Source organism: Pseudomonas sp. EA_65y_Pfl2_P78, from assembly GCF_963970495.1.
Classification (GTDB): domain Bacteria; phylum Pseudomonadota; class Gammaproteobacteria; order Pseudomonadales; family Pseudomonadaceae; genus Aquipseudomonas; species Aquipseudomonas baetica_A.
In genome coordinates, this window is the sequence record NZ_CAXAON010000010.1 from 56,731 (window position 1) to 75,853 (window position 19,123).

Below are 19,123 nucleotides of genomic sequence, written 5' to 3' on the forward strand. Positions count from 1 at the left end.
AGGGCTCTGTGTATCGATTACCAGCGTGGGCCGCCGTAGTAGCCATGGGGCCGACCGTAGTAGCCGCGTGGCGGGCCGTAATAAACGGGGGCCGGCTGGACGTAAACCGGTTGCTGCACATAAACCGGCGCTGGCTGGTAGTAGACCGGTGGAGGCGGCTGTTGCACATAGACCGGTTGGGGTTGAACGTAAACCGGCTGTTGCTGCACGTACACCGGCCGGTCCTGGTTGATCAGCGCCGAACCGATGATGGCCGAGCCGACGATCGCGCCAAACACCGCCGGGCCTTGCCAGCCATGGCCATGACCGGCTTCTGCCTGGCCTGTTACAGCGAGTGCACCGATCAGTAAGGCCACAATGGAGAGTTTACGAATCATGATAATTCCTCGGTTCTTCAACCCGGCTCCCTGGCCTGCAATAGGTCCATGGATGTCGCGGGGATACATCTAAGACAGCGAAATTCTTAAAATCAGCACAGCCGCTGGGTAAATTTTGTGTAAGGTCTGTACCGATTTCTTTACCGGCTCATCCAGGCCCGGTGCAGGCAAGCGATATGATCATTCAGAACCCGATGGAATGGCTAATCCCGTCCATCCGAAAGTGCGTTTGAAGGAGAAGTTTCATGCAGATGAACCCGAACAAAGACACCCAGCTGTGCATGTCCCTGTCCGGACGCCCAGGCAATTTCGGTCTGCGGTTTCATAATCATTTGTATGAGCAACTGGGCCTGAACTTCTACTACAAGGCGTTCAGCAGCCAGGACCTGGCCGGCGCTGTCGGCGGGATTCGCGCCTTGGGCATTCGTGGCTGTGGCGTATCAATGCCGTTCAAGGAAGCCTGCATCGAGTTGGTCGATGAGCTGGATGCCTCGGCGCAAGCGATTCAGTCGATCAATACTGTCGTCAACACTAATGGCCATCTCAAGGCCTACAACACCGATTACATCGCCATCGCGCAGTTGCTGGAAACCCACGCGGTGCCCAAGGATTCGACTTTCGCCCTGCGCGGCAGCGGCGGTATGGCCAAGGCAGTGGCCAGTGCCTTGCGCGACGGTGGTTATAAAAACGGCTTGATCGTGGCGCGCAATGAGCGTGCCGGACGTGCGCTGGCAGACTCGCTGGGTTATCGCTGGCAGGCTGAACTGGGGGATGAGCGTGCGCAGATGCTGATCAACGTGACGCCGGTCGGCATGGACGGCGGCCCTGAGGCGGGGCAACTGGCGTTTGAGCCTGAGGTGATCAAGGCGGCCGACACGGTGTTTGATGTGGTGGCCATTCCTTCGCAAACGCCGCTGATCATGCGCGGCCGCGCGCAAGGGAAGCGGGTCATTACCGGGCTGGAAGTGATAGCGATCCAGGCGCTGGAGCAGTTTGTGTTGTACACCGGGGTGCGGCCGACCGAAGAGCAGTTTCAGGCGGCGGCGGCATTCGCCCGTAGCTGATCCTGAAGTCTGTGTTGGTTCAGCGGGCTTCTTCACGAGCAAGCCCGCTCCCAAAGGGGGATGGTGTTTATTCGAGGCGGGCCAGGCGCTCTTCCAGTGCCGCAATCCGCGCCTCAAGCTCTTCGATCCGTTCGATCGAAACCCCGCCGCTGGCGCGCTCCCCGGGATTTTGCCGCGCCGCCAGAATCGCCTCGATATCCGCCGGATCGCCCAGCGCATGGCTATAGCGGTCTTCGCGCTGCCCAGCCTGGCGCGCAATCAACACCGCCAGCCCGCGAGCGATCAAGCGCTCAAGCTGATGCACCACTTGCTCGGCATCTTCGAAATCATGCATGCGCCCGCTGCGGGTCAGCAGTTCGTTAACGGTCTGCGGGCCGCGCAGAAACATCAGCCCGGTCAGCGCCACCTGCGCCGGCACCAACTCCAGCGCTTTGTCGACCTTGTGCTCCCAGCGGTCGGCGCGGCTGCCCATGACCAGTTTGGCGAAGCCGCGACCTTCCAGTGTGCGCAGGCTCTGGCCCACCTGGCCCTGGGTCAGGTTCATCACCGGTTCGCGACTGGTTTTCTGATTACACGCGGTCACCAGCGCATTGAGGGTCAGCGGATAGGTTTCCGGACTGGTGGCCTGTTTTTCGATCAATGATCCCAGGATGCGGATTTCCGTGGCAGTGAGCCGTGGTTCGTCGAAGCTGGATTCTGGTTCTGTGGACATCGCGCGTTCCCTCTGCAGTCGAAGGCGCCTAGCCTAATCCTTGCCAAACAAAAGGCAAGCCGTGTGGTCATCAAGCATGGCTATAATCGCCTCCACGTTCCACCCAGCCACCACATGAGATTGCCATGACCATTTCCCTGTACGCCGCATCCGTCCCGGTTTTTCAACAAATGCTCAACGCCCTGAGCGATGTCCTGAAAAAGGCTGAAGCCCACGCCACCGAGAAAAACATCGACCCGAACGCCTTTCTGCAGGCTCGTCTGTACCCGGACATGTTCCCGCTGGTGCGTCAGGTGCAGATCGCGGTTGATTTCGCCAAAGGCGTTTCGTCGCGTCTGGCCGAAGTCGAGATTCCGAAATACGACGACAGCGAAACCACCTTCGCTGAGCTGCAAGCCTTGATCGCCAAGGTTCTGGCCTTTATCGGCGAGATCAAGCCTGAGCAGATCAATGGCCAGGAAGGCATTGAAATCGTCACCCGTCCGGGCACACCGAAAGAGAAGCGCTTCAGCGGCCAGGCTTATCTGCTGACCTACGGTCTGCCGCAGTTCTTCTTCCATGTCACCACCACCTACGCCCTGCTGCGTCACAACGGTGTTGAAGTGGGTAAACGCGATTACATGGGCGCGTTCTAAACCACCCGGCAACAAAAAGCCCGCCAAGGTTTACGCCTTGGCGGGCTTTTCATTTCTCTTATGGGAGCGGTTATGCGGTGCGTTGGGCTCTCTCTTCTTCGCCCAAGCAGGCCGCTGCGGTAAACAGCACATCGGTGGAGGAGTTCAGCGCGGTCTCGGCCGAATCCTGCAACACACCAATGATGAAACCGACCGCAACCACTTGCATGGCGATCTCGCTCGGGATGCCGAACAGGCTGCACGCCAGCGGAATCAGCAGCAGCGAGCCACCGGCAACGCCCGACGCGCCGCACGCGCAGACCGCCGCGACCAAACTGAGCAGGATGGCGGTTGGAATGTCCACCGCGATACCCAGCGTGTGCACGGCAGCAAGCGCCAGCACGGTAATAGTGGTCGCCGCCCCCGCCATGTTGATGGTGGCCCCCAGCGGGATCGACACCGAGTAAGTGTCTTCATGCAGACCCAGACGCTTGCTCAATTCCAGGTTGACCGGAATGTTCGCCGCCGAGCTGCGGGTGAAGAACGCCGTGATACCGCTTTCGCGCAGGCACTTGAGGGTCAACGGATAAGGGTTGCGGCGCAACTTCCAGAACACGATCAGCGGGTTCATCACCAGCGCCACGAACAGCATGCAGCCGAGCAATACCGCCAGCAGGTGCGCATAACCGACCAGTGCATCAAAACCCGACGTGGCGAGTGTCGACGCGACCAGGCCAAAAATGCCCAGCGGGGCGAAGCGAATCACCACGCGCACGATCACGGTCACACCGTTGGACAGATCGCCCAGCACTTGGCGGGTGGTCTCGCCGGCATGGCGAATGGCAACGCCCATACCGATGGCCCAGGCCAGAATGCCGATGAAGTTAGCGTTCATCAGTGCATGAATCGGGTTGTCGACCGCGCTCAGCAACAGACTTTGCAACACTTCGGTGATGCCGCCCGGTGCGGTCACTGCGACGTTGTCCGTGGACAGCACCAGGTTCGATGGGAACATCATGCTGGCAACCACGGCGACCGCTGCCGCACTGAACGTACCCAGCAGATACATGAACAGAATTGGACGGATGTGGGTTTCCTGACCGTGCTTGTGGTTGGCAATCGAGGCCATTACCAGCACGAACACCAGAATCGGTGCCACGGCCTTCAGCGCCGAAACAAAGACCTTGCCGATGAAGGCCGTAGATTTCGCGGCTTCGGGCGCGACGAGCGCCAAGGCGATACCCGCGATCAGGCCGATGACAATTTGTGTGACCAGGCTCAGTTTGCTTAAGCGTTGCAAGAAAGAAGGGGATGAAGCATTCATAGCGGCATCTCTGATTTTTTATAGGGTGCAGGGTTGCGTGAATGCGCTGGCGAAACAGGGCAGGCCAGCGTCACGAACCGAAAGTGTTGACGCGATTTCAACGCCATTAAACTGTTCGCTGAACAGGGTGTACGTTTTGCAGGGCGCGGACTTTACCACAGCGTAGGCCTTATCCTTCAGGCATGTGACGATCTGCCACCCGATTCGCCGGCAAGATCGACAGGTTTGTGCAAGTCAGTCTGGAAACACTCTGTTAAGATTCTCCTTCCTCTTTTTCAAGTTCTGCCAGCGGGCCTTTTGGTCATCGCTGGTGTCGTCGTTTCGTTGGAGTTTCCCATGCTGTTGCCCATCCTTCTGTTGTCCGCCGCTGGCTTCACGGTGCTGACCACAGAGTTCGTCATCGTTGGCCTGTTGCCGGCGATTGCCCGAGACCTTGCGGTCACCATCCCGCAGGCCGGTCTGCTGGTGACGCTATTCGCTTTTACCGTGGCAATGTTCGGCCCATTCTTGACCGCGTATTTCGCCCGCTTCGAGCGACGCAAGCTGTTCATCACCATCCTGATCATGTTTGGCCTGGCCAATACCGTTGCTGCATTGGCGCCGAATATCTGGGTGATGGCGGTTGCGCGGCTGATCCCGGCGCTGGGTTTGCCAGTGTTCTGGGCGTTGGCCAGTGAAACCGCAGTGGACATCGTCGGTCCGGACTACGCCGGCCGCGCCATCGCCAAGATCGGCTTCGGCATCGTCTGCGCCACGGTGTTTGGCATTCCTGTCGGCACATTGATTTCCGATGCTTTCGGCTGGCGCAGTGCCTTCGGTATTCTCGCGGTGATCGCGTTTGCCAAGGCGTTGCTGCTGTTTGTATATCTGCCGAAAACCAGTCTGCACCAGCATCAGGTCAGCTTCCGCTCGCAGTTCAAAATCCTGCGCAGCCCTTTGATGATCGGCCACATTGTGCTGTCGATTCTGGTGTTTAGCGGCATGTTTACCGCTTACACCTATCTGGCAGACATCCTTGAGCGCCTGGCCGGTTTCAACGGCACGGTGGTCGGCTGGTGCCTGATGGGCTTCGGCGCGGTCGGTCTGATCGGCAACTCGCTGGGCGGACGTGCGGTGGATCGGCATCCGCTGGGGGCGTCGGTGTTGTTCTGTGCGTTCATGATTGCCGGCATGGTGTCGCTGGTGCCAAACATTCATTCGCCGCTGGGGTTGGCAGTGGCGATGGGGATTTGGGGCGTGACCCAAGCGGCGTTGTTTCTGGTCAGCCATGTGCGCCTGATGAAAGCCGCACCACAAGCACCGGCCTTTGCCGCTTCGCTGAATATTGCCGGGGCTAACCTTGGCATCGGCCTTGGCGCCATGATCGGTGGGCGGGTGATCGACAGCGCGGGGCTGGGCTTCCTTGGCTTCGCCGCTGCCGGGTTCATTCTGCTGTCGGTATTGCTCGCCATGGTATTGATGACGCTCAAGCCGCGCGAAGTCTGCGCTGAACTCTCATAACGCGGTAAACAACTCGCGTCGGGCACCTTCGGCAATCGCAACGATGCCGGGGTGCTTGACCTTGCGCTCCACTGATATGGCATAGAACGACTCGGTCACCGCGTCGGTTTGGCCGATCAACTCAACGCCATACTGGCGCTTCACTTCTTCGGCAATCACGCTCGGGCCGATAAAAATCCCGCTGCCGGATTGGCCGAATGCCTGCATCAAGGCACTGTCATCGAACTCGCCGACGATTTTCGGCTGGATCTGCTGCTCGGCAAACCAGCGCTGCAAACGGCTGCGCACCACGGTTTCTGCGCCGGGAATCAGCAGCGGTGCGCCATGCAGGCTGCGCGGGAAATCCTGCCCATAGCGTGCCACCAGTTCGGCGGTGGCGAAGAAACTGATCCCGCATTCGCCGAGTTTCTGGCTGTAGCCCTTGATATCGAGGTGTGGTGGCATCGGGCTGTCGGAGATCACCAGATCCAGACGCTGGATGGCCAGATCTGCCAGCAGGCGTTCGAGTTTGTCCTCGCGACAGGTGATGCGTAGCGGCTCGCTCAACTCCATGGTTGGCGCGATCAGACGATAGACGATGGATTTGGGCACCACGTCGGCCACGCCGACGCGGAACAGAATCTGCTGCTCGTTGGGTTGCGCGCGCAGCATCAGCTCCAGTTCCCCGCCGAGCTGAAACATCTGCTCGGCGTAGGGCAGGGCTTGGCGCCCGGCTTCGGTGAGTTCAAGTTGCCGCCCCACGCGCTTGAACAAATCGACGCCGTAGGTGTGTTCGAGCAGGGAAATCTGCCCACTGATGGTCTGTGGGGTCAGGTTCAGTTGCTCGCAGGCACGCACAATGCTGCCGGTCTTGGCCACGACCCAGAAGTAATGCAGTTGTCGATAGTTGAGCATGAGGGTCTACAGTTCGTGAAAATCGAAGTATAGCCGCTAAAAATACGAATTTTCCTGAAGTGTCTCCCTCCCTAGAATGCCCAGCCATTGAGGGCCGGTGTGTGGCCCTGTCTGTTGATTGGGAGGAAACCTCATGAAATACGCATTTCCTGTGCTGATGTTTACGTCTTTACTGGTGCTGGCTGGTTGCGATCAGGCCGAGAAAAGCGCCCAACAGTTAATGGGTAAAGCCGCCGAAAGCGCCAAGCAGGCGATCGACGATACCCACAAAGCCGCCGAACAAGCGCTCAGCGAAGCCACGGGCGGGTTGATCGAGAAAAAAGAAGCACCGGAAAAAGATACGCAAACATCTGAATCTTCCTCAAAGACTATCTAAACCGTCTTACAACGAGTCAGGACTGACCCATGGAATATCTGTTGGAACTCGCCGCCAGCCCCGCTGCCTGGGTTGCTTTGGCCACACTGGTGGTCATGGAGATCGTGCTCGGCATCGATAACCTGATCTTTATCTCGATTCTGACCAACAAGTTGCCCGAGCAGCACCGCCAGAAGGCGCGCCGCATCGGCATCGGCATGGCGTTGATTCTGCGCCTGGCGCTGTTGAGCACCATCGCCTTCATCGTGCAGTTGACCGAACCTGTGATCGAAATCCTCGGCCAGGCGTTCTCCTGGAAGGACATGATCCTGATCGCCGGCGGTCTGTTCCTGGTCTGGAAGGCTACGACCGAGATTCACCACAGCATGGATCCGGCGCCGGAAGACCCGAAATCGGCCTCCTCGACGGTGACCCTGGGCTTTGCAGCGGCAATCGGGCAGATCCTGATGCTCGACATGGTGTTCTCGATCGACAGCATCATTACGGCGGTCGGCATGACCGAACACTTGCCAATCATGATCATCGCGGTCGTGGTCTCGGTGCTGGTGATGCTGTTTGCGGCTGAGCCGCTGGCCAGGTTCATCAACGACAACCCAACGGTGGTGATGCTGGCCCTGGGCTTCCTGATCATGATCGGCATGACGCTGATCGCCGAAGGCTTCGGCGCCCACGTACCGAAAGGCTATGTGTATGCGGCCATGGCGTTCTCGGCGGCGATTGAGGTGCTGAACATGATGTCCCGTCGAGCACGGCAGAAGAAGTTGGCTGAGCAGGTGTAATCGTCAAGTTGTAAAAAAGCCGTCTGAACTCCCAGAGTCCAGGCGGCTTTTTTTGTTCGCAGTTCTACCGACAGTCAGTGTGCAGTCGCAGGTTGCGCGCGGTGCTTGCCCGGTTTCTCGATCGGTGCGGGTTGGGTGGGGTGATGATGGTGGCGTCGGGAAACACGCAACACGCCCCACAGCATGGCGGTAGCAACGGCCAGCCAGCCGGCAATCAACATTACGATAGTCATGGTCAGGCTCATGAGTGCCTCCTCTTTGCCCTGGCTCGGGCACACGCTTCTCTCAAATCGCTCTATGTCAGTGACAGTCTAGTCAATGGGGTGTTTCAAGCTATTGACCAAAGGTCGGTGGCGACCAATCAGTTTGCTCTATGCAATCGTTGAGTCTGCAGTTTAAGGCTATACCGCAGCTTTGTGCCGCCCTATGATCGCAGGCACTGCCGGAACACGATGACCGGCGTCTTGAACAGAGAGTGATGATGGTGCAGGTATTTTCTCGAATTCGCGCGGCGCTGCTGGTGGCTGGTTGCGCAGCCGTACTGGCCGGGTGCGCAGGTAGTGTGGCACCCGAGGTGAAGCGTCTGCCCGAACGGGTTGAGCTCAGTGGTACGTTCTATCGCGGCGACGCCAATCAGTCCGGGCCGCAAGTGTTGGCCAGCCTGTTGTCACAGCAAGGCATCGTGATCACCCCGGGTCTGTTGGCAAAACCGCTGCACCTGCCGGGCGCCGAAGATAAATTGCAGCAGAACATGCAGAAGCTTGCACGGGAATATGGCTTGGTCGTCTATCCGCTGGACCGCAATCTGCCAGCACTGCTGACGCAGGTTGCTGCGGGCTATCCGGTGATGGTGCGCTTCAGCGAAGGTTCAGCGTTTTGGGCGCAACCGCGCTATGCCATTCTTTCCGGCTACGACCGCAATAAACAGAAAGTGCTGCTGCGCGCGGGCATGAACCGTCGCGAAATCATGAGCTTCAGCGCTTTTGAATCGGCATTCGAAAAGTCCGGTGGCTGGGCCATCTTGATTCAAAAGCCTTCGCAGATTCCGGTGGCGGTGGATCGTCAGCGCTGGCTCAAGGCCGCCGATGAGTTGTCACAGGCCGGTCAGGAGCCGGAAGCCGCGCAGGCGCGCAAGGCATTGGCGGCGCACTGAGTTCCGTTCGTCATCTGCCGGGCACGACTGCGCCCGGCCAGCCTCTTACGGTTATAGCCCGGTTTTACGGGTGAATCAGGAGGCAACATGACAGATTCCCCATCCCCGAAAGGCCCGCATTCTTCTGAGCATTCTTCAGGTAACGATCTGGGGTTCGATCCGGACTCGCCGGATCTCGAAGATCCGCAAGTCGACCCCATTGGCCCTGCAAAGGCGCCCAAAGATGTGAAGCCTGGCGAAGACGACACCAAACCGGCCAAGCCCTACGATCCGTTAGCCGATCTCAAACCTTGATGCGAGGTGCGTATGAGTACCGATTCAAGCTTCGATGACCAAAAGCCCGACAGTGTGCCGACCACGCCTGAGCAGGAAGTGGACCCGGTGCTGGATTCTGAGAGCCCGCTGCGTGACCCGTTGGCGCGACCCAATGTACTTACGCCGCAGCCTGCGCGGGATCCGAGTGCCGGTGACGGGATTCCTGATGACGACGAGATGCCGCTGCCTAACGACTGATGTGCAGATGAGAAAAAGCCCCGAAATTTCGGGGCTTTTCCTTATGGCGCGAATTACTTGGAGGCTTCGACCACGCCGCTCTGGCGCGCCTTGAGGTTTTTGTCGGCTTTGTACTGTTGAGCCGCTGCTGGAACGCTGGCGCTCCTGCCGGTTTCCACCCAACTGCGGATGCGGCTGGCATCGGCAAAATGGGTGTATTTACCAAACGCGTCGAGAATCACCAGCGCGACCGGGCGGTTGCCCATTTTCGTTACCAGTACCAGGCAATGACCGGCAGGATTGGTGAAGCCGGTTTTGGTGATCTTGATGTCCCAGTCGGCCTTATTGACCAAGTGATCGGTATTGCGAAAGCCCAGTGTGTAATTGGGTTTACGGAAAGAGACGGTCTTTTCCTTGGTGGTGGTGAGTTCGCTGAGGACCGGGTACTTGCTGGCGGCTACCAGCAACTTGCTCAAGTCACGGGCAGTCGACACGTTGCGCTCAGACAAGCCGGTCGGCTCGACGAAGTGCGTGTTGGTCATGCCCAGCGCCTTGGCCTTGGCGTTCATCGCCGCGATAAAGGCTGCGTAACCGCCCGGGTAGTGATGCGCGAGGCTGGCGGCCGCACGGTTTTCCGAAGACATCAGAGCAATCAACAGCATCTCGCGGCGCGGCAGTTCACTCTTGAGTTTGACTCGGGAGAACACGCCCTTCATTTCCGGCGTATTGCTGATATCGACATTGATCCATTCGTCCATGTTCTGTCGGGCTTCAACCACCACCAGGCCAGTCATCAGCTTGCTGACGGAAGCGATCGGCACAATCACGTCAGGGTTGCTGGAATAAATGACTTTTTTGGTCTGCATATCCATGAGCAGGGCGCTACCGGAGGCGATTTTCAATTGCGAAGCGTCACGGGGGGCAGCGATGGTTTGCGCGGCATTGATCGATGGCGTGATGAATGTGCCTGTAAAAGCAAAAAACAGGCTCAGAATCGAAAGACGAATTTTCACGCGGGCGAACTCATAAAGGTTGGATATTCCGTTAGTTTGTAACGGGTTATTTCTTAAAAGCGTCGCATTTTAGGAGTATGGCTGAATAACTGTCGATGGTTGTTTGAGTGGCCTGAAAATCTTGTGAAAAGGCCTGTAGAAATAGGGTTTTCCGGCGAACGGTTACAGCTTTTTCTCAGGCACGAAAAACCCCGCACGCGGCGGGGTTCTCGGGGGTATTGCCAGCGCGTGAAAAAAACCACTCAGGCGTGCAGGGTTTCCGCTGCGTATAGGGTGTTTTCCAGCAGGCAGGCACGGGTCATCGGGCCGACGCCGCCCGGTACCGGCGTGATCCAGCCGGCGCGGGGCAGGGCGGTTTCGTAGACAACGTCACCGACCAGTTTGCCGTCGTCCTGACGGTTGATCCCGACATCGATCACGATCGCGCCTTCCTTGATCCACTCGCCTTTGACCAGGCCCGGCTTGCCGGCAGCCACAACGACCAGATCGGCACGACCGACGTGCTCGGCCAGATCCTTGGTGAAGCGATGGGTCACGGTCACGGTGCAGCCAGCCAGTAACAGCTCCATCGCCATCGGACGACCGACGATGTTTGAGGCGCCGACCACAACTGCGTCCAGTCCGTAAAGATCAACGCCTGTGCTTTCCAGCAAAGTGATGATGCCTTTAGGGGTGCACGGACGCAGCAGAGGGATGCGTTGGGCCAGACGCCCGACGTTATAAGGATGGAAGCCATCGACGTCTTTGTCCGGGCGAATGCGCTCCAGCAGTTTGGAGGCATCCAGATGCTCGGGCAGCGGCAGTTGCAACAGAATGCCGTCGATTGCCGGGTCGTCGTTGAGGCGATCAATCAGATCGGTCAACGCTTCTTGCGTGGTTTCAGAGGGCAGGTCGTAGGCTTGAGAGAGGAAGCCGACCTCTTCACAGTCTTTACGCTTGTGCGAGACATAAACCTGAGAGGCAGGATCGCTGCCGACCAGGATCACCGCGAGGCCGGGAGTGCGCAGGCCTTGCTGGCGACGCTCGGCAACTCGTTGGGCGATCTGCTGGCGCAGGCTGGCGGCGATCGATTTGCCGTCGATTAGTTGTGCAGTCATTGCGCGTGATTAACCATCGAGAGGGGAAAAAATGAGAACGCATTCTCGCATGTCGAGCGGTGAGGGCAAAGGCGCTTGGTCAGCAAATTCCTCTAACTCCTTTAATTAAATGAATTTTTTTTAAAAAGGATTTGACGACCTTTCGGGCGCTCTATACTATTCGTCGCACTTGTCGGGCACAGCCTAGCACTGGTTAAGAAGGTGAAGCGGAATCAAGGTTCTGTGACACTGGAAAGCACTTAGTTTGTAGTCCTTTAAGAGTACAGATTAATAAGGCGCCCGTAGCTCAGCTGGATAGAGCATCCGCCTTCTAAGCGGATGGTCGCAGGTTCGAGTCCTGCCGGGTGCGCCATTAGGCAGCTTTGGCACAAGTAACGCGATATGGTGGGCGTAGCTCAGTTGGTAGAGCACGGGATTGTGACTCCCGTTGTCGTGGGTTCGATCCCCATCGTCCACCCCATATTTCGAAAGGCGCCAGATGTAACAGTCTGGCGCCTTTGCTTTAAAGCTTGATCCGCGGATGTGGTGGAATTGGTAGACACACTGGATTTAGGTTCCAGCGCCGCGAGGCGTAAGAGTTCGAGTCTCTTCATCCGCACCAATTAAAGCTTCATTCATGTCTTCGGGCAGGTGAGGTTCAACAAAGAAGTTGTTTGGCTTTTTTGTTACGCAATATGGTGGGCGTAGCTCAGTTGGTAGAGCACGGGATTGTGACTCCCGTTGTCGTGGGTTCGATCCCCATCGTCCACCCCATATTTCGAAAGGCGCCAGATTTAACAGTCTGGCGCCTTTTTTGTTTTAGCGATTTGAAGACTTGGCGATTGCCGGCTTCGATTCGCAGGAGTGGGGCGTTTCGTCGTGTTTATGTTGCTCGATGATTCTGTGCTGCTCGCCGGGCTTGCTTGCAGGGTCGGCCGTCAGGGCGTGATTGGCGGTCTCTTCTATATATAGAAAAGATCGGCGCAGAGCCCTGGCGTGATTGGTTGTATTCGCCTGTGGGGCGCCACGCATTCGTGCAACGGTCCCTATAAATTGCCTGCTGTTTTTTTACCCGTTTTCAGTAGGGTGACTTCTTGAGTTTGACCCACTAGAATGCATGCCCTTGATTCTGGGGTCGGAAACGGCCGGCTAACGTCTGTGCAACGAGGAATATCCATGCAAGTTTCTGTTGAAAATACTACTGCTCTTGAGCGCCGCATGAGCGTCACCGTGCCGGCTGAGCGCATTGAGAGCCAGGTCAACAAGCGTCTGCAGCAGACTGCCCAAAAGGCCAAGATTGCTGGCTTCCGTCCAGGCAAAGTGCCAATGAGCGAAATCAAGCGCCGTTTCGGTGCTGACGCTCGCCAGGAAGCTGTTGGTGATGTCATCCAGTCCTCCTTCTATGAAGCTGTGGTTGAGCAGAAGCTGAACCCGGCTGGTTCGCCTTCGATCGAGCCTAAATCGCTCGAAGCGGGCAAGGATCTGGAATACGTTGCTGTATTCGAAGTGTTCCCTGAGTTCACCGTTGCCGGTTTCGAAGGCATCACCGTTGAGCGCCTGAGCGCTGACGTGGCTGACGCTGACCTGGACAAAATGCTCGACATCCTGCGCAAGCAGAACACCCGTTTTGAAGTGGCTGATCGTGCTGCCCAGAACGAAGACCAACTGAACATCGATTTCGTTGGCAAGGTCGATGGCGAAGTGTTTGCAGGTGGCTCCGCCAAAGGTACTCAGCTGGTTCTGGGTTCCGGCCGTATGATCCCGGGCTTCGAAGAAGGCCTGGTGGGCGCTAAGGCGGGCGAAGAGCGCGTTCTGAACCTGACCTTCCCTGAGGACTATCAGAACCTGGATCTGGCGGGTAAAACCGCTGAGTTCACCGTGACGGTCAACACTGTTTCCGAGCCAAAGCTGCCTGAGTTGAACGAAGAGTTCTTCGCTCAATTCGGTATCAAGGAAAGCGGCATCGACGGCTTCCGCACCGAAGTTCGCAAGAACATGGAGCGTGAACTGCGTCAGGCGATCAAATCCAAGGTGAAAAATCAGGTAATGGACGGCCTGCTGGCCACCAACCCGATCGAAGTGCCTAAGGCTCTGCTGTCCAACGAAGTTGACCGTCTGCGCGTGCAGGCTGTTCAGCAGTTCGGTGGCAACATCAAGCCTGACCAACTGCCGGCCGAGCTGTTCGAAGAGCAAGCCAAGCGCCGCGTAGTGCTGGGTCTGATCGTGGCTGAAGTGGTCAAGCAGTTCGACCTCAAGCCTGACGATGCCCGTGTTCGTGAAATGATTCAGGAAATGGCTTCGGCGTACCAGGAGCCTGAGCAGGTCGTGTCGTGGTACTACAAGAACGACCAACAACTGAACGAGGTTCGTTCGGTTGTGCTGGAAGAACAAGTTGTGGATACTGTTCTGCAGAAAGCTAGCGTGACCGACAAATCGGTCTCTTACGAAGAAGCGGTCAAGCCGGTAGAAGCTCCAACAGCCGACTGATTGTTTTTGCGTTAAGAAGTGCACACCATAAGCCAGCTCTCGAGCTGGCTTATGCGTATTCAAGACATAACTATTTGGGAGTGACTGCAGAGCATGTTCCGTAATTCGTATATTCAGCAGAACTCTGATATCCAGGCCGCAGGCGGCCTGGTCCCGATGGTTGTCGAGCAATCTGCTCGTGGCGAACGCGCCTATGACATCTACTCGCGCCTGCTCAAGGAGCGAGTGATCTTTCTGGTTGGTCCGGTAGAGGACTACATGGCCAATCTGATCTGTGCGCAACTGCTGTTCCTTGAAGCGGAAAACCCGGACAAGGACATCCATCTCTATATCAACTCCCCGGGCGGTTCGGTGACAGCGGGCATGTCGATTTACGACACCATGCAGTTCATCAAACCCAACGTATCGACCACTTGCATCGGTCAGGCGTGCAGCATGGGCGCGTTCTTGTTGACCGCCGGTGCTCCAGGCAAGCGTTTCTGCCTGCCGAACTCGCGCGTGATGATTCACCAGCCACTGGGTGGTTTCCAGGGTCAGGCATCGGATATCGAAATCCATGCCAAGGAAATCCTCTTTATTCGCGAGCGCCTGAACACGCTGATGGCCAAGCACAGCGGTCGTACCCTTGAAGAAATCGAGCGCGATACCAATCGCGATAACTTCATGAGTGCAGAAGCTGCGAAGGAATACGGCTTGATCGATGAAGTGATCAACCAGCGCCCAGCTTAAAATAAGCAGCTCAAAATAGGCTTGGTCGGCGCGTCTGATCAGCGGCGGGCTTGAAAAAGCCCGCAATAGCCTTCATCTTGTGTTGCAAGCCTATCGGATTTGGATCGAACGAATGACTGACACCCGCAACGGCGAGGACAACGGCAAGCTGCTCTATTGCTCCTTCTGTGGCAAAAGCCAGCATGAAGTACGCAAATTGATTGCCGGCCCCTCGGTCTTTATCTGCGACGAGTGCGTCGACCTGTGCAATGACATCATCCGCGAGGAGGTGCAGGAAGCCCAGGCCGAAAGCAGCGCGCATAAATTGCCTTCGCCTAAAGAAATCAGCGGCATCCTTGATCAATACGTCATTGGTCAAGAGCGTGCGAAGAAGGTTCTGGCCGTAGCGGTGTACAACCACTACAAGCGTCTGAACCAGCGTGACAAAAAGGCTGACGACGTCGAACTCGGCAAGAGCAACATCCTGCTGATCGGCCCGACAGGCTCTGGTAAAACCCTGCTGGCCGAAACACTGGCCCGCTTGCTGAACGTTCCGTTCACCATCGCTGACGCAACCACCCTCACCGAGGCTGGTTATGTCGGTGAAGATGTCGAGAACATCATTCAGAAGCTGCTGCAGAAGTGTGATTACGACGTAGAGAAGGCCCAGATGGGTATTGTCTACATCGACGAAATCGACAAGATATCCCGCAAGTCCGACAACCCGTCGATCACCCGGGACGTTTCCGGTGAAGGCGTGCAGCAGGCCTTGCTCAAGTTGATCGAAGGCACGGTCGCTTCCGTACCGCCGCAAGGTGGCCGCAAGCATCCGCAGCAGGAATTCCTGCAGGTCGACACCCGTAACATTCTGTTCATCTGCGGTGGTGCGTTCTCGGGCCTCGAGAAGGTCATCCAGAACCGTTCCACCAAAGGCGGCATCGGTTTCAACGCAGAAGTTCGCAGCAAGGAAGAAGGCAAGAAAGTCGGTGAGTCCCTGCGAGAAGTCGAGCCTGACGATCTGGTCAAGTTCGGTCTGATCCCGGAATTCGTCGGTCGTCTGCCAGTCCTTGCGACACTGGACGAGCTGGACGAGGCTGCGCTGATGCAGATCCTCACGGAGCCGAAAAACGCTCTGACCAAGCAGTATGCGAAGCTGTTCGAGATGGAAGGCGTGGATCTGGAGTTCCGCTCCGACGCGCTGAAATCGGTCGCCAAACGTGCCCTGGAACGTAAAACCGGTGCCCGTGGCCTGCGTTCGATTCTCGAAGGTGTGCTGCTCGATACGATGTACGAAATCCCCTCGCAGTCCGAGGTGAGCAAAGTCGTCATCGATGAGAGTGTGATCGAAGGCAAGTCCAAGCCACTGTATATCTACGAGAACAGTGAGCCGACTGCCAAGGCAGCACCGGACGCTTAAGCGTCTACGCTGCCGGAACAAAGAAGGGGCCTTCGGGCCTCTTTTTTTTATGTCGTTTTTTACATCCGCTTTGCGCTTGTTTTTTTTCAAGGCAGCCCCCATCTTGGTTTCAAGCTTAATTCCATCTGATTACGGCCATATGGCCGCCGTAGAGGCGAAATCATGAAGACAACCATCGAATTGCCTCTCCTGCCATTGCGTGATGTCGTCGTGTATCCGCACATGGTTATCCCGCTGTTCGTGGGGCGTGAGAAATCCATCGAAGCCCTCGAGGCAGCGATGACGGGCGACAAGCAGATTTTGCTGCTGGCCCAGAGAAACCCGGCTGATGATGATCCCGGTGAAGACGCTCTCTATCGCGTAGGTACCATTGCCACCGTTCTACAACTGCTCAAGCTGCCTGACGGCACCGTCAAGGTTCTGGTCGAGGGTGAGCAGCGCGGTACCGTTGAGCGCTTCAGCGAAGTCGACGGCCACTGTCGTGCCGAAGTCTCCTTGATTGAAGAACTCGACGCTGCCGAGCGCGAGTCCGAAGTGTTCGTGCGTACACTGCTGTCTCAGTTCGAACAATATGTGCAGTTGGGCAAAAAAGTCCCCGCAGAAGTCCTGTCGTCGCTCAACAGCATCGAAGAACCGGGCCGTCTGGTCGATACCATGGCCGCCCACATGGCGCTGAAAATCGAGCAGAAGCAGGAAATCCTGGAAATCATCGATTTGTCGGCCCGGGTCGAGCACGTCCTGGCGTTGCTGGACGCCGAGATTGACCTGCTGCAAGTCGAAAAACGCATTCGCGGTCGCGTTAAAAAGCAGATGGAGCGCAGTCAGCGTGAGTACTACCTGAATGAGCAGATGAAGGCCATTCAGAAGGAGCTCGGCGATAGCGACGAAGGTCACAACGAAATCGAAGACCTGAAAAAGCGCATCGACGCTGCCGGTCTGCCGAAAGACGCATTGGCCAAAGCCACTGCCGAGTTGAACAAGCTCAAGCAAATGTCGCCGATGTCCGCAGAGGCCACTGTGGTGCGCTCGTACATCGACTGGTTGGTACAGGTGCCGTGGAAGGCCCAGAGCAAAGTGCGCCTGGACCTGGCTCGCGCAGAAGACATTCTCGATGCGGATCACTACGGTCTCGAAGAGGTCAAGGAGCGCATCCTTGAATACCTCGCCGTACAAAAACGCGTGAAGAAAATCCGTGGCCCGGTGTTGTGCCTGGTCGGTCCTCCAGGCGTGGGTAAAACTTCGCTGGCGGAGTCGATTGCCCACGCCACAAACCGTAAATTCGTCCGCATGGCCTTGGGTGGCGTGCGTGATGAAGCGGAAATTCGAGGTCACCGCCGGACTTACATCGGTTCGATGCCCGGAAGATTGATTCAAAAGATGACAAAGGTGGGCGTCCGTAACCCGCTTTTCCTGCTCGATGAAATCGACAAAATGGGCAGCGACATGCGTGGCGATCCAGCGTCGGCGTTGCTGGAAGTGCTCGACCCCGAGCAGAACCACAACTTCAACGACCACTATCTGGAAGTCGATTACGATCTCTCGGATGTGATGTTCCTGTGCACCTCCAACTCGATGAACATCCCGCCGGCGCTGCTGGACCGGATGGAAGTCATCCGTCTGCCGGGCTACACCGAAGACGAGAAGATCAACATTGCGGTCAAATACCTGTCGCCAAAGCAGATCGCTGCCAATGGTCTGAAGAAAGGCGAGCTGGAATTTGACGAAGAGGCGATCCGCGACATCATCCGTTACTACACACGTGAAGCCGGTGTGCGTGGCCTTGAACGTCAGATCGCCAAGGTCTGCCGCAAGGCCGTTAAAGAGCACGCGATGGAAAAACGCTTCTCGGTGAAAGTGACAGCAGACTTGCTGGAACATTTCCTCGGTGTGCGCAAGTTCCGCTACGGTCTGGCCGAGCAGCAGGATCAGATCGGTCAGGTTACCGGCCTTGCCTGGACTCAGGTGGGGGGCGAATTGCTAACCATCGAAGCCGCAGTTGTGCCAGGTAAAGGCCAGTTGATCAAGACTGGTTCGCTGGGCGATGTAATGGTCGAATCGATCACTGCTGCCCTGACCGTGGTGCGCAGCCGTGCGAAGAGTCTGGGCATTCCTCTGGACTTCCACGAAAAGCGAGACACACACATCCACATGCCGGAAGGGGCGACCCCGAAAGATGGACCGAGCGCGGGTGTAGGCATGTGCACGGCATTGGTTTCGGCCTTGACCGGCATTCCGGTGCGCGCTGATGTCGCCATGACCGGTGAAATCACTTTGCGTGGTCAAGTGCTGGCCATTGGTGGTCTGAAGGAAAAACTGCTGGCGGCGCACCGTGGCGGAATCAAGATTGTGATTATTCCGGAAGAGAATGTGCGCGATCTGAAGGAGATTCCTGACAATATCAAGCAGGATCTGCAGATTAAACCGGTTAAATGGATTGACGAGGTCCTGCAAATTGCGCTGCAATACGCGCCGGAGCCCTTGCCGGATGTGGCTCCGGAGATAGTTGCCAAGGACGAAAAACGTGAGTCTGACTCTAAGGAAAGAATTAGCACGCATTAATACGTTTTTGCCTGGGTGGCTTCCTTGACAGCTTTTTAGAGCCCTTGTTATAAAGCGGCTCTTAAGTGTCTGTAGGCCATTCAGCACACGTTTTTGCTTTCACCAAAAAACTTAGAATCATCTCAAAATAGATATAAGGGGACTTAGAGTGAACAAGTCGGAACTGATTGATGCTATCGCTGCATCCGCTGATATCCCGAAAGCTGCTGCTGGCCGTGCGCTGGACGCAGTAATCGAATCCGTCACTGGCGCTCTCAAGGCTGGCGACTCCGTTGTTCTGGTTGGTTTCGGTACGTTCTCCGTGACTGATCGTCCGGCTCGCGTTGGTCGTAACCCACAGACCGGCAAGACGCTGCAGATCGCAGCGGCCAAAAAACCAGGTTTCAAAGCCGGTAAAGCACTGAAAGAAGCTGTTAACTAAGTTTTCAGGTTTTTACCTATCCGGGTCGGGGTCATGCCTGACCTGGCAGCGGAGCGGTAGAGCAGGTCGCTGAAACAGATGCCTGTAACGCCGGGATCGAGGGTTCGAGCCCTGTCCGCTCCGCCAGTTACGAGAAGGCGCATCCTCGGATGCGCCT

At 57.0% G+C, this 19,123-nt stretch carries 20 protein-coding genes and 4 tRNA genes; 17 read left to right on the forward strand and 7 right to left on the reverse strand.

The genetic code is table 11. The features are described 5' to 3' along the window. Positions 1 to 17: 17 nt before the first annotated feature. Positions 18 to 377: a hypothetical protein gene (locus AACY02_RS10945; RefSeq protein ID WP_339431953.1), complete on the reverse strand. Its 360-nt coding sequence runs from the start codon at positions 375 to 377 to the stop codon at positions 18 to 20. A 245-nt stretch (positions 378 to 622) separates the two neighbouring features. Between AACY02_RS10945 and AACY02_RS10950 the strand changes: the two genes are divergently transcribed. After that, complete coding sequence (locus AACY02_RS10950) at positions 623 to 1,441, forward strand: shikimate 5-dehydrogenase (RefSeq protein ID WP_339431954.1); 819 nt, start codon at positions 623 to 625, stop codon at positions 1,439 to 1,441. Positions 1,442 to 1,508: 67 nt separating this feature from the next. Here the strand turns inward: AACY02_RS10950 and AACY02_RS10955 are convergent, their stop codons facing one another. Continuing rightward, on the reverse strand, positions 1,509 to 2,153 hold the full coding sequence (locus AACY02_RS10955) for a YceH family protein (RefSeq protein ID WP_339431955.1): 645 nt from the start codon (positions 2,151 to 2,153) through the stop codon (positions 1,509 to 1,511). Between the two features lie 125 nt (positions 2,154 to 2,278). Between AACY02_RS10955 and AACY02_RS10960 the strand changes: the two genes are divergently transcribed. Continuing rightward, the gene (locus AACY02_RS10960; RefSeq protein WP_221730462.1) at positions 2,279 to 2,788 is read left to right on the forward strand and encodes a DUF1993 domain-containing protein; all 510 of its coding nucleotides are present in this window, start codon (positions 2,279 to 2,281) and stop codon (positions 2,786 to 2,788) included. Between the two features lie 70 nt (positions 2,789 to 2,858). Here AACY02_RS10960 and sstT read toward each other — a convergent pair whose 3' ends face one another. Then, positions 2,859 to 4,091, reverse strand: coding sequence for a serine/threonine transporter SstT (gene sstT / locus AACY02_RS10965; protein WP_339431956.1), 1,233 nt, complete (start codon positions 4,089 to 4,091; stop codon positions 2,859 to 2,861). 336 nt (positions 4,092 to 4,427) lie between these two features. On the opposite strand from sstT, the gene AACY02_RS10970 reads away from it, so the two are divergent. After that, a complete protein-coding gene (locus tag AACY02_RS10970) occupies positions 4,428 to 5,591 on the forward strand; it encodes an MFS transporter (RefSeq protein WP_339431957.1) in 1,164 nt (387 codons plus the stop codon). Here the strand turns inward: AACY02_RS10970 and nhaR are convergent. After that, the gene (gene nhaR / locus AACY02_RS10975) at positions 5,586 to 6,485 is read right to left on the reverse strand and encodes a transcriptional activator NhaR (RefSeq protein WP_339431958.1); all 900 of its coding nucleotides are present in this window, start codon (positions 6,483 to 6,485) and stop codon (positions 5,586 to 5,588) included. The genes AACY02_RS10970 and nhaR overlap by 6 nt on opposite strands. A gap of 133 nt (positions 6,486 to 6,618) precedes the next feature. On the opposite strand from nhaR, the gene AACY02_RS10980 reads away from it, so the two are divergent. Then, positions 6,619 to 6,861, forward strand: a complete 243-nt coding sequence (locus AACY02_RS10980; RefSeq protein WP_221730458.1) for a hypothetical protein — start codon at positions 6,619 to 6,621, stop codon at positions 6,859 to 6,861. Between the two features lie 29 nt (positions 6,862 to 6,890). Continuing rightward, the gene (locus AACY02_RS10985; RefSeq protein ID WP_339431959.1) at positions 6,891 to 7,640 is read left to right on the forward strand and encodes a TerC family protein; all 750 of its coding nucleotides are present in this window, start codon (positions 6,891 to 6,893) and stop codon (positions 7,638 to 7,640) included. A 74-nt stretch (positions 7,641 to 7,714) separates the two neighbouring features. On the opposite strand, the gene AACY02_RS10990 is transcribed toward AACY02_RS10985, so the two are convergent. Continuing rightward, positions 7,715 to 7,873, reverse strand: a complete 159-nt coding sequence (locus AACY02_RS10990; RefSeq protein WP_339432017.1) for a hypothetical protein — start codon at positions 7,871 to 7,873, stop codon at positions 7,715 to 7,717. 248 nt (positions 7,874 to 8,121) lie between these two features. Here AACY02_RS10990 and AACY02_RS10995 point away from each other — a divergent pair, with 248 nt between their 5' ends. From AACY02_RS10995 to AACY02_RS11005, 3 genes are all read left to right on the forward strand, one after another. Further along, positions 8,122 to 8,793 carry a peptidase C39 family protein gene (locus tag AACY02_RS10995; RefSeq protein WP_221730496.1) on the forward strand — a complete coding sequence of 224 codons (672 nt, stop codon included), beginning with the start codon at positions 8,122 to 8,124 and terminating at the stop codon, positions 8,791 to 8,793. 87 nt (positions 8,794 to 8,880) lie between these two features. Then, entirely contained in the window at positions 8,881 to 9,087 is a 207-nt protein-coding gene (locus AACY02_RS11000) for a DUF6021 family protein (RefSeq protein ID WP_339431960.1), read from the forward strand. A 12-nt stretch (positions 9,088 to 9,099) separates the two neighbouring features. Then, on the forward strand, positions 9,100 to 9,306 hold the full coding sequence (locus AACY02_RS11005; RefSeq protein ID WP_339431961.1) for a hypothetical protein: 207 nt from the start codon (positions 9,100 to 9,102) through the stop codon (positions 9,304 to 9,306). Positions 9,307 to 9,359: 53 nt separating this feature from the next. On the opposite strand, the gene pbpG is transcribed toward AACY02_RS11005, so the two are convergent. After that, on the reverse strand, positions 9,360 to 10,298 hold the full coding sequence (gene pbpG, locus AACY02_RS11010) for a D-alanyl-D-alanine endopeptidase (protein ID WP_339431962.1): 939 nt from the start codon (positions 10,296 to 10,298) through the stop codon (positions 9,360 to 9,362). 242 nt (positions 10,299 to 10,540) lie between these two features. Beyond that, positions 10,541 to 11,395 carry a bifunctional methylenetetrahydrofolate dehydrogenase/methenyltetrahydrofolate cyclohydrolase FolD gene (folD, locus tag AACY02_RS11015; protein ID WP_339431963.1) on the reverse strand — a complete coding sequence of 285 codons (855 nt, stop codon included), beginning with the start codon at positions 11,393 to 11,395 and terminating at the stop codon, positions 10,541 to 10,543. A gap of 275 nt (positions 11,396 to 11,670) precedes the next feature. Between folD and AACY02_RS11020 the strand changes: the two genes are divergently transcribed. The 9 genes from AACY02_RS11020 to AACY02_RS11060 all read left to right on the forward strand — a co-directional run bounded on the left by AACY02_RS11020 (position 11,671) and on the right by AACY02_RS11060 (position 18,966). Further along, positions 11,671 to 11,747: transfer RNA gene (locus tag AACY02_RS11020), tRNA-Arg, on the forward strand. 32 nt (positions 11,748 to 11,779) lie between these two features. Then, positions 11,780 to 11,855, forward strand: a tRNA-His gene (locus AACY02_RS11025). 56 nt (positions 11,856 to 11,911) lie between these two features. Then, positions 11,912 to 11,996 (forward strand) — tRNA-Leu (locus AACY02_RS11030). A gap of 76 nt (positions 11,997 to 12,072) precedes the next feature. Continuing rightward, a tRNA-His gene (locus AACY02_RS11035) sits at positions 12,073 to 12,148 on the forward strand. A 402-nt stretch (positions 12,149 to 12,550) separates the two neighbouring features. Next, positions 12,551 to 13,861, forward strand: coding sequence for a trigger factor (gene tig, locus AACY02_RS11040; protein WP_221730452.1), 1,311 nt, complete (start codon positions 12,551 to 12,553; stop codon positions 13,859 to 13,861). Between the two features lie 93 nt (positions 13,862 to 13,954). Continuing rightward, positions 13,955 to 14,590 (forward strand): ATP-dependent Clp endopeptidase proteolytic subunit ClpP, encoded by a 636-nt coding sequence (clpP, locus tag AACY02_RS11045; protein ID WP_007951559.1) that lies wholly within the window; start codon positions 13,955 to 13,957, stop codon positions 14,588 to 14,590. A 112-nt stretch (positions 14,591 to 14,702) separates the two neighbouring features. After that, positions 14,703 to 15,986 carry an ATP-dependent Clp protease ATP-binding subunit ClpX gene (clpX, locus tag AACY02_RS11050; RefSeq protein WP_016775335.1) on the forward strand — a complete coding sequence of 428 codons (1,284 nt, stop codon included), beginning with the start codon at positions 14,703 to 14,705 and terminating at the stop codon, positions 15,984 to 15,986. 162 nt (positions 15,987 to 16,148) lie between these two features. Next, on the forward strand, positions 16,149 to 18,545 hold the full coding sequence (gene lon / locus AACY02_RS11055; protein WP_339431964.1) for an endopeptidase La: 2,397 nt from the start codon (positions 16,149 to 16,151) through the stop codon (positions 18,543 to 18,545). Between the two features lie 148 nt (positions 18,546 to 18,693). Beyond that, positions 18,694 to 18,966: an HU family DNA-binding protein gene (locus AACY02_RS11060; protein ID WP_008077714.1), complete on the forward strand. Its 273-nt coding sequence runs from the start codon at positions 18,694 to 18,696 to the stop codon at positions 18,964 to 18,966. Positions 18,967 to 19,123: the final 157 nt, after the last annotated feature.

Bases quoted from the DNA above. Each gene is read 5' to 3' on its own strand.
- AACY02_RS10945 (WP_339431953.1), bottom strand. From the start codon at position 377: ATGATTCGTAAACTCTCCATTGTGGCCTTACTGATCGGTGCACTCGCT.
- AACY02_RS10950 (WP_339431954.1), top strand. From the start codon at position 623: ATGCAGATGAACCCGAACAAAGACACCCAGCTGTGCATGTCCCTGTCC.
- AACY02_RS10955 (WP_339431955.1), bottom strand. From the start codon at position 2,153: ATGTCCACAGAACCAGAATCCAGCTTCGACGAACCACGGCTCACTGCC.
- AACY02_RS10960 (WP_221730462.1), top strand. From the start codon at position 2,279: ATGACCATTTCCCTGTACGCCGCATCCGTCCCGGTTTTTCAACAAATG.
- sstT (WP_339431956.1), bottom strand. From the start codon at position 4,091: ATGAATGCTTCATCCCCTTCTTTCTTGCAACGCTTAAGCAAACTGAGC.
- AACY02_RS10970 (WP_339431957.1), top strand. From the start codon at position 4,428: ATGCTGTTGCCCATCCTTCTGTTGTCCGCCGCTGGCTTCACGGTGCTG.
- nhaR (WP_339431958.1), bottom strand. From the start codon at position 6,485: ATGCTCAACTATCGACAACTGCATTACTTCTGGGTCGTGGCCAAGACC.
- AACY02_RS10980 (WP_221730458.1), top strand. From the start codon at position 6,619: ATGAAATACGCATTTCCTGTGCTGATGTTTACGTCTTTACTGGTGCTG.
- AACY02_RS10985 (WP_339431959.1), top strand. From the start codon at position 6,891: ATGGAATATCTGTTGGAACTCGCCGCCAGCCCCGCTGCCTGGGTTGCT.
- AACY02_RS10990 (WP_339432017.1), bottom strand. From the start codon at position 7,873: ATGACTATCGTAATGTTGATTGCCGGCTGGCTGGCCGTTGCTACCGCC.
- AACY02_RS10995 (WP_221730496.1), top strand. From the start codon at position 8,122: ATGGTGCAGGTATTTTCTCGAATTCGCGCGGCGCTGCTGGTGGCTGGT.
- AACY02_RS11000 (WP_339431960.1), top strand. From the start codon at position 8,881: ATGACAGATTCCCCATCCCCGAAAGGCCCGCATTCTTCTGAGCATTCT.
- AACY02_RS11005 (WP_339431961.1), top strand. From the start codon at position 9,100: ATGAGTACCGATTCAAGCTTCGATGACCAAAAGCCCGACAGTGTGCCG.
- folD (WP_339431963.1), bottom strand. From the start codon at position 11,395: ATGACTGCACAACTAATCGACGGCAAATCGATCGCCGCCAGCCTGCGC.
- tig (WP_221730452.1), top strand. From the start codon at position 12,551: ATGCAAGTTTCTGTTGAAAATACTACTGCTCTTGAGCGCCGCATGAGC.
- clpP (WP_007951559.1), top strand. From the start codon at position 13,955: ATGTTCCGTAATTCGTATATTCAGCAGAACTCTGATATCCAGGCCGCA.
- clpX (WP_016775335.1), top strand. From the start codon at position 14,703: ATGACTGACACCCGCAACGGCGAGGACAACGGCAAGCTGCTCTATTGC.
- lon (WP_339431964.1), top strand. From the start codon at position 16,149: ATGAAGACAACCATCGAATTGCCTCTCCTGCCATTGCGTGATGTCGTC.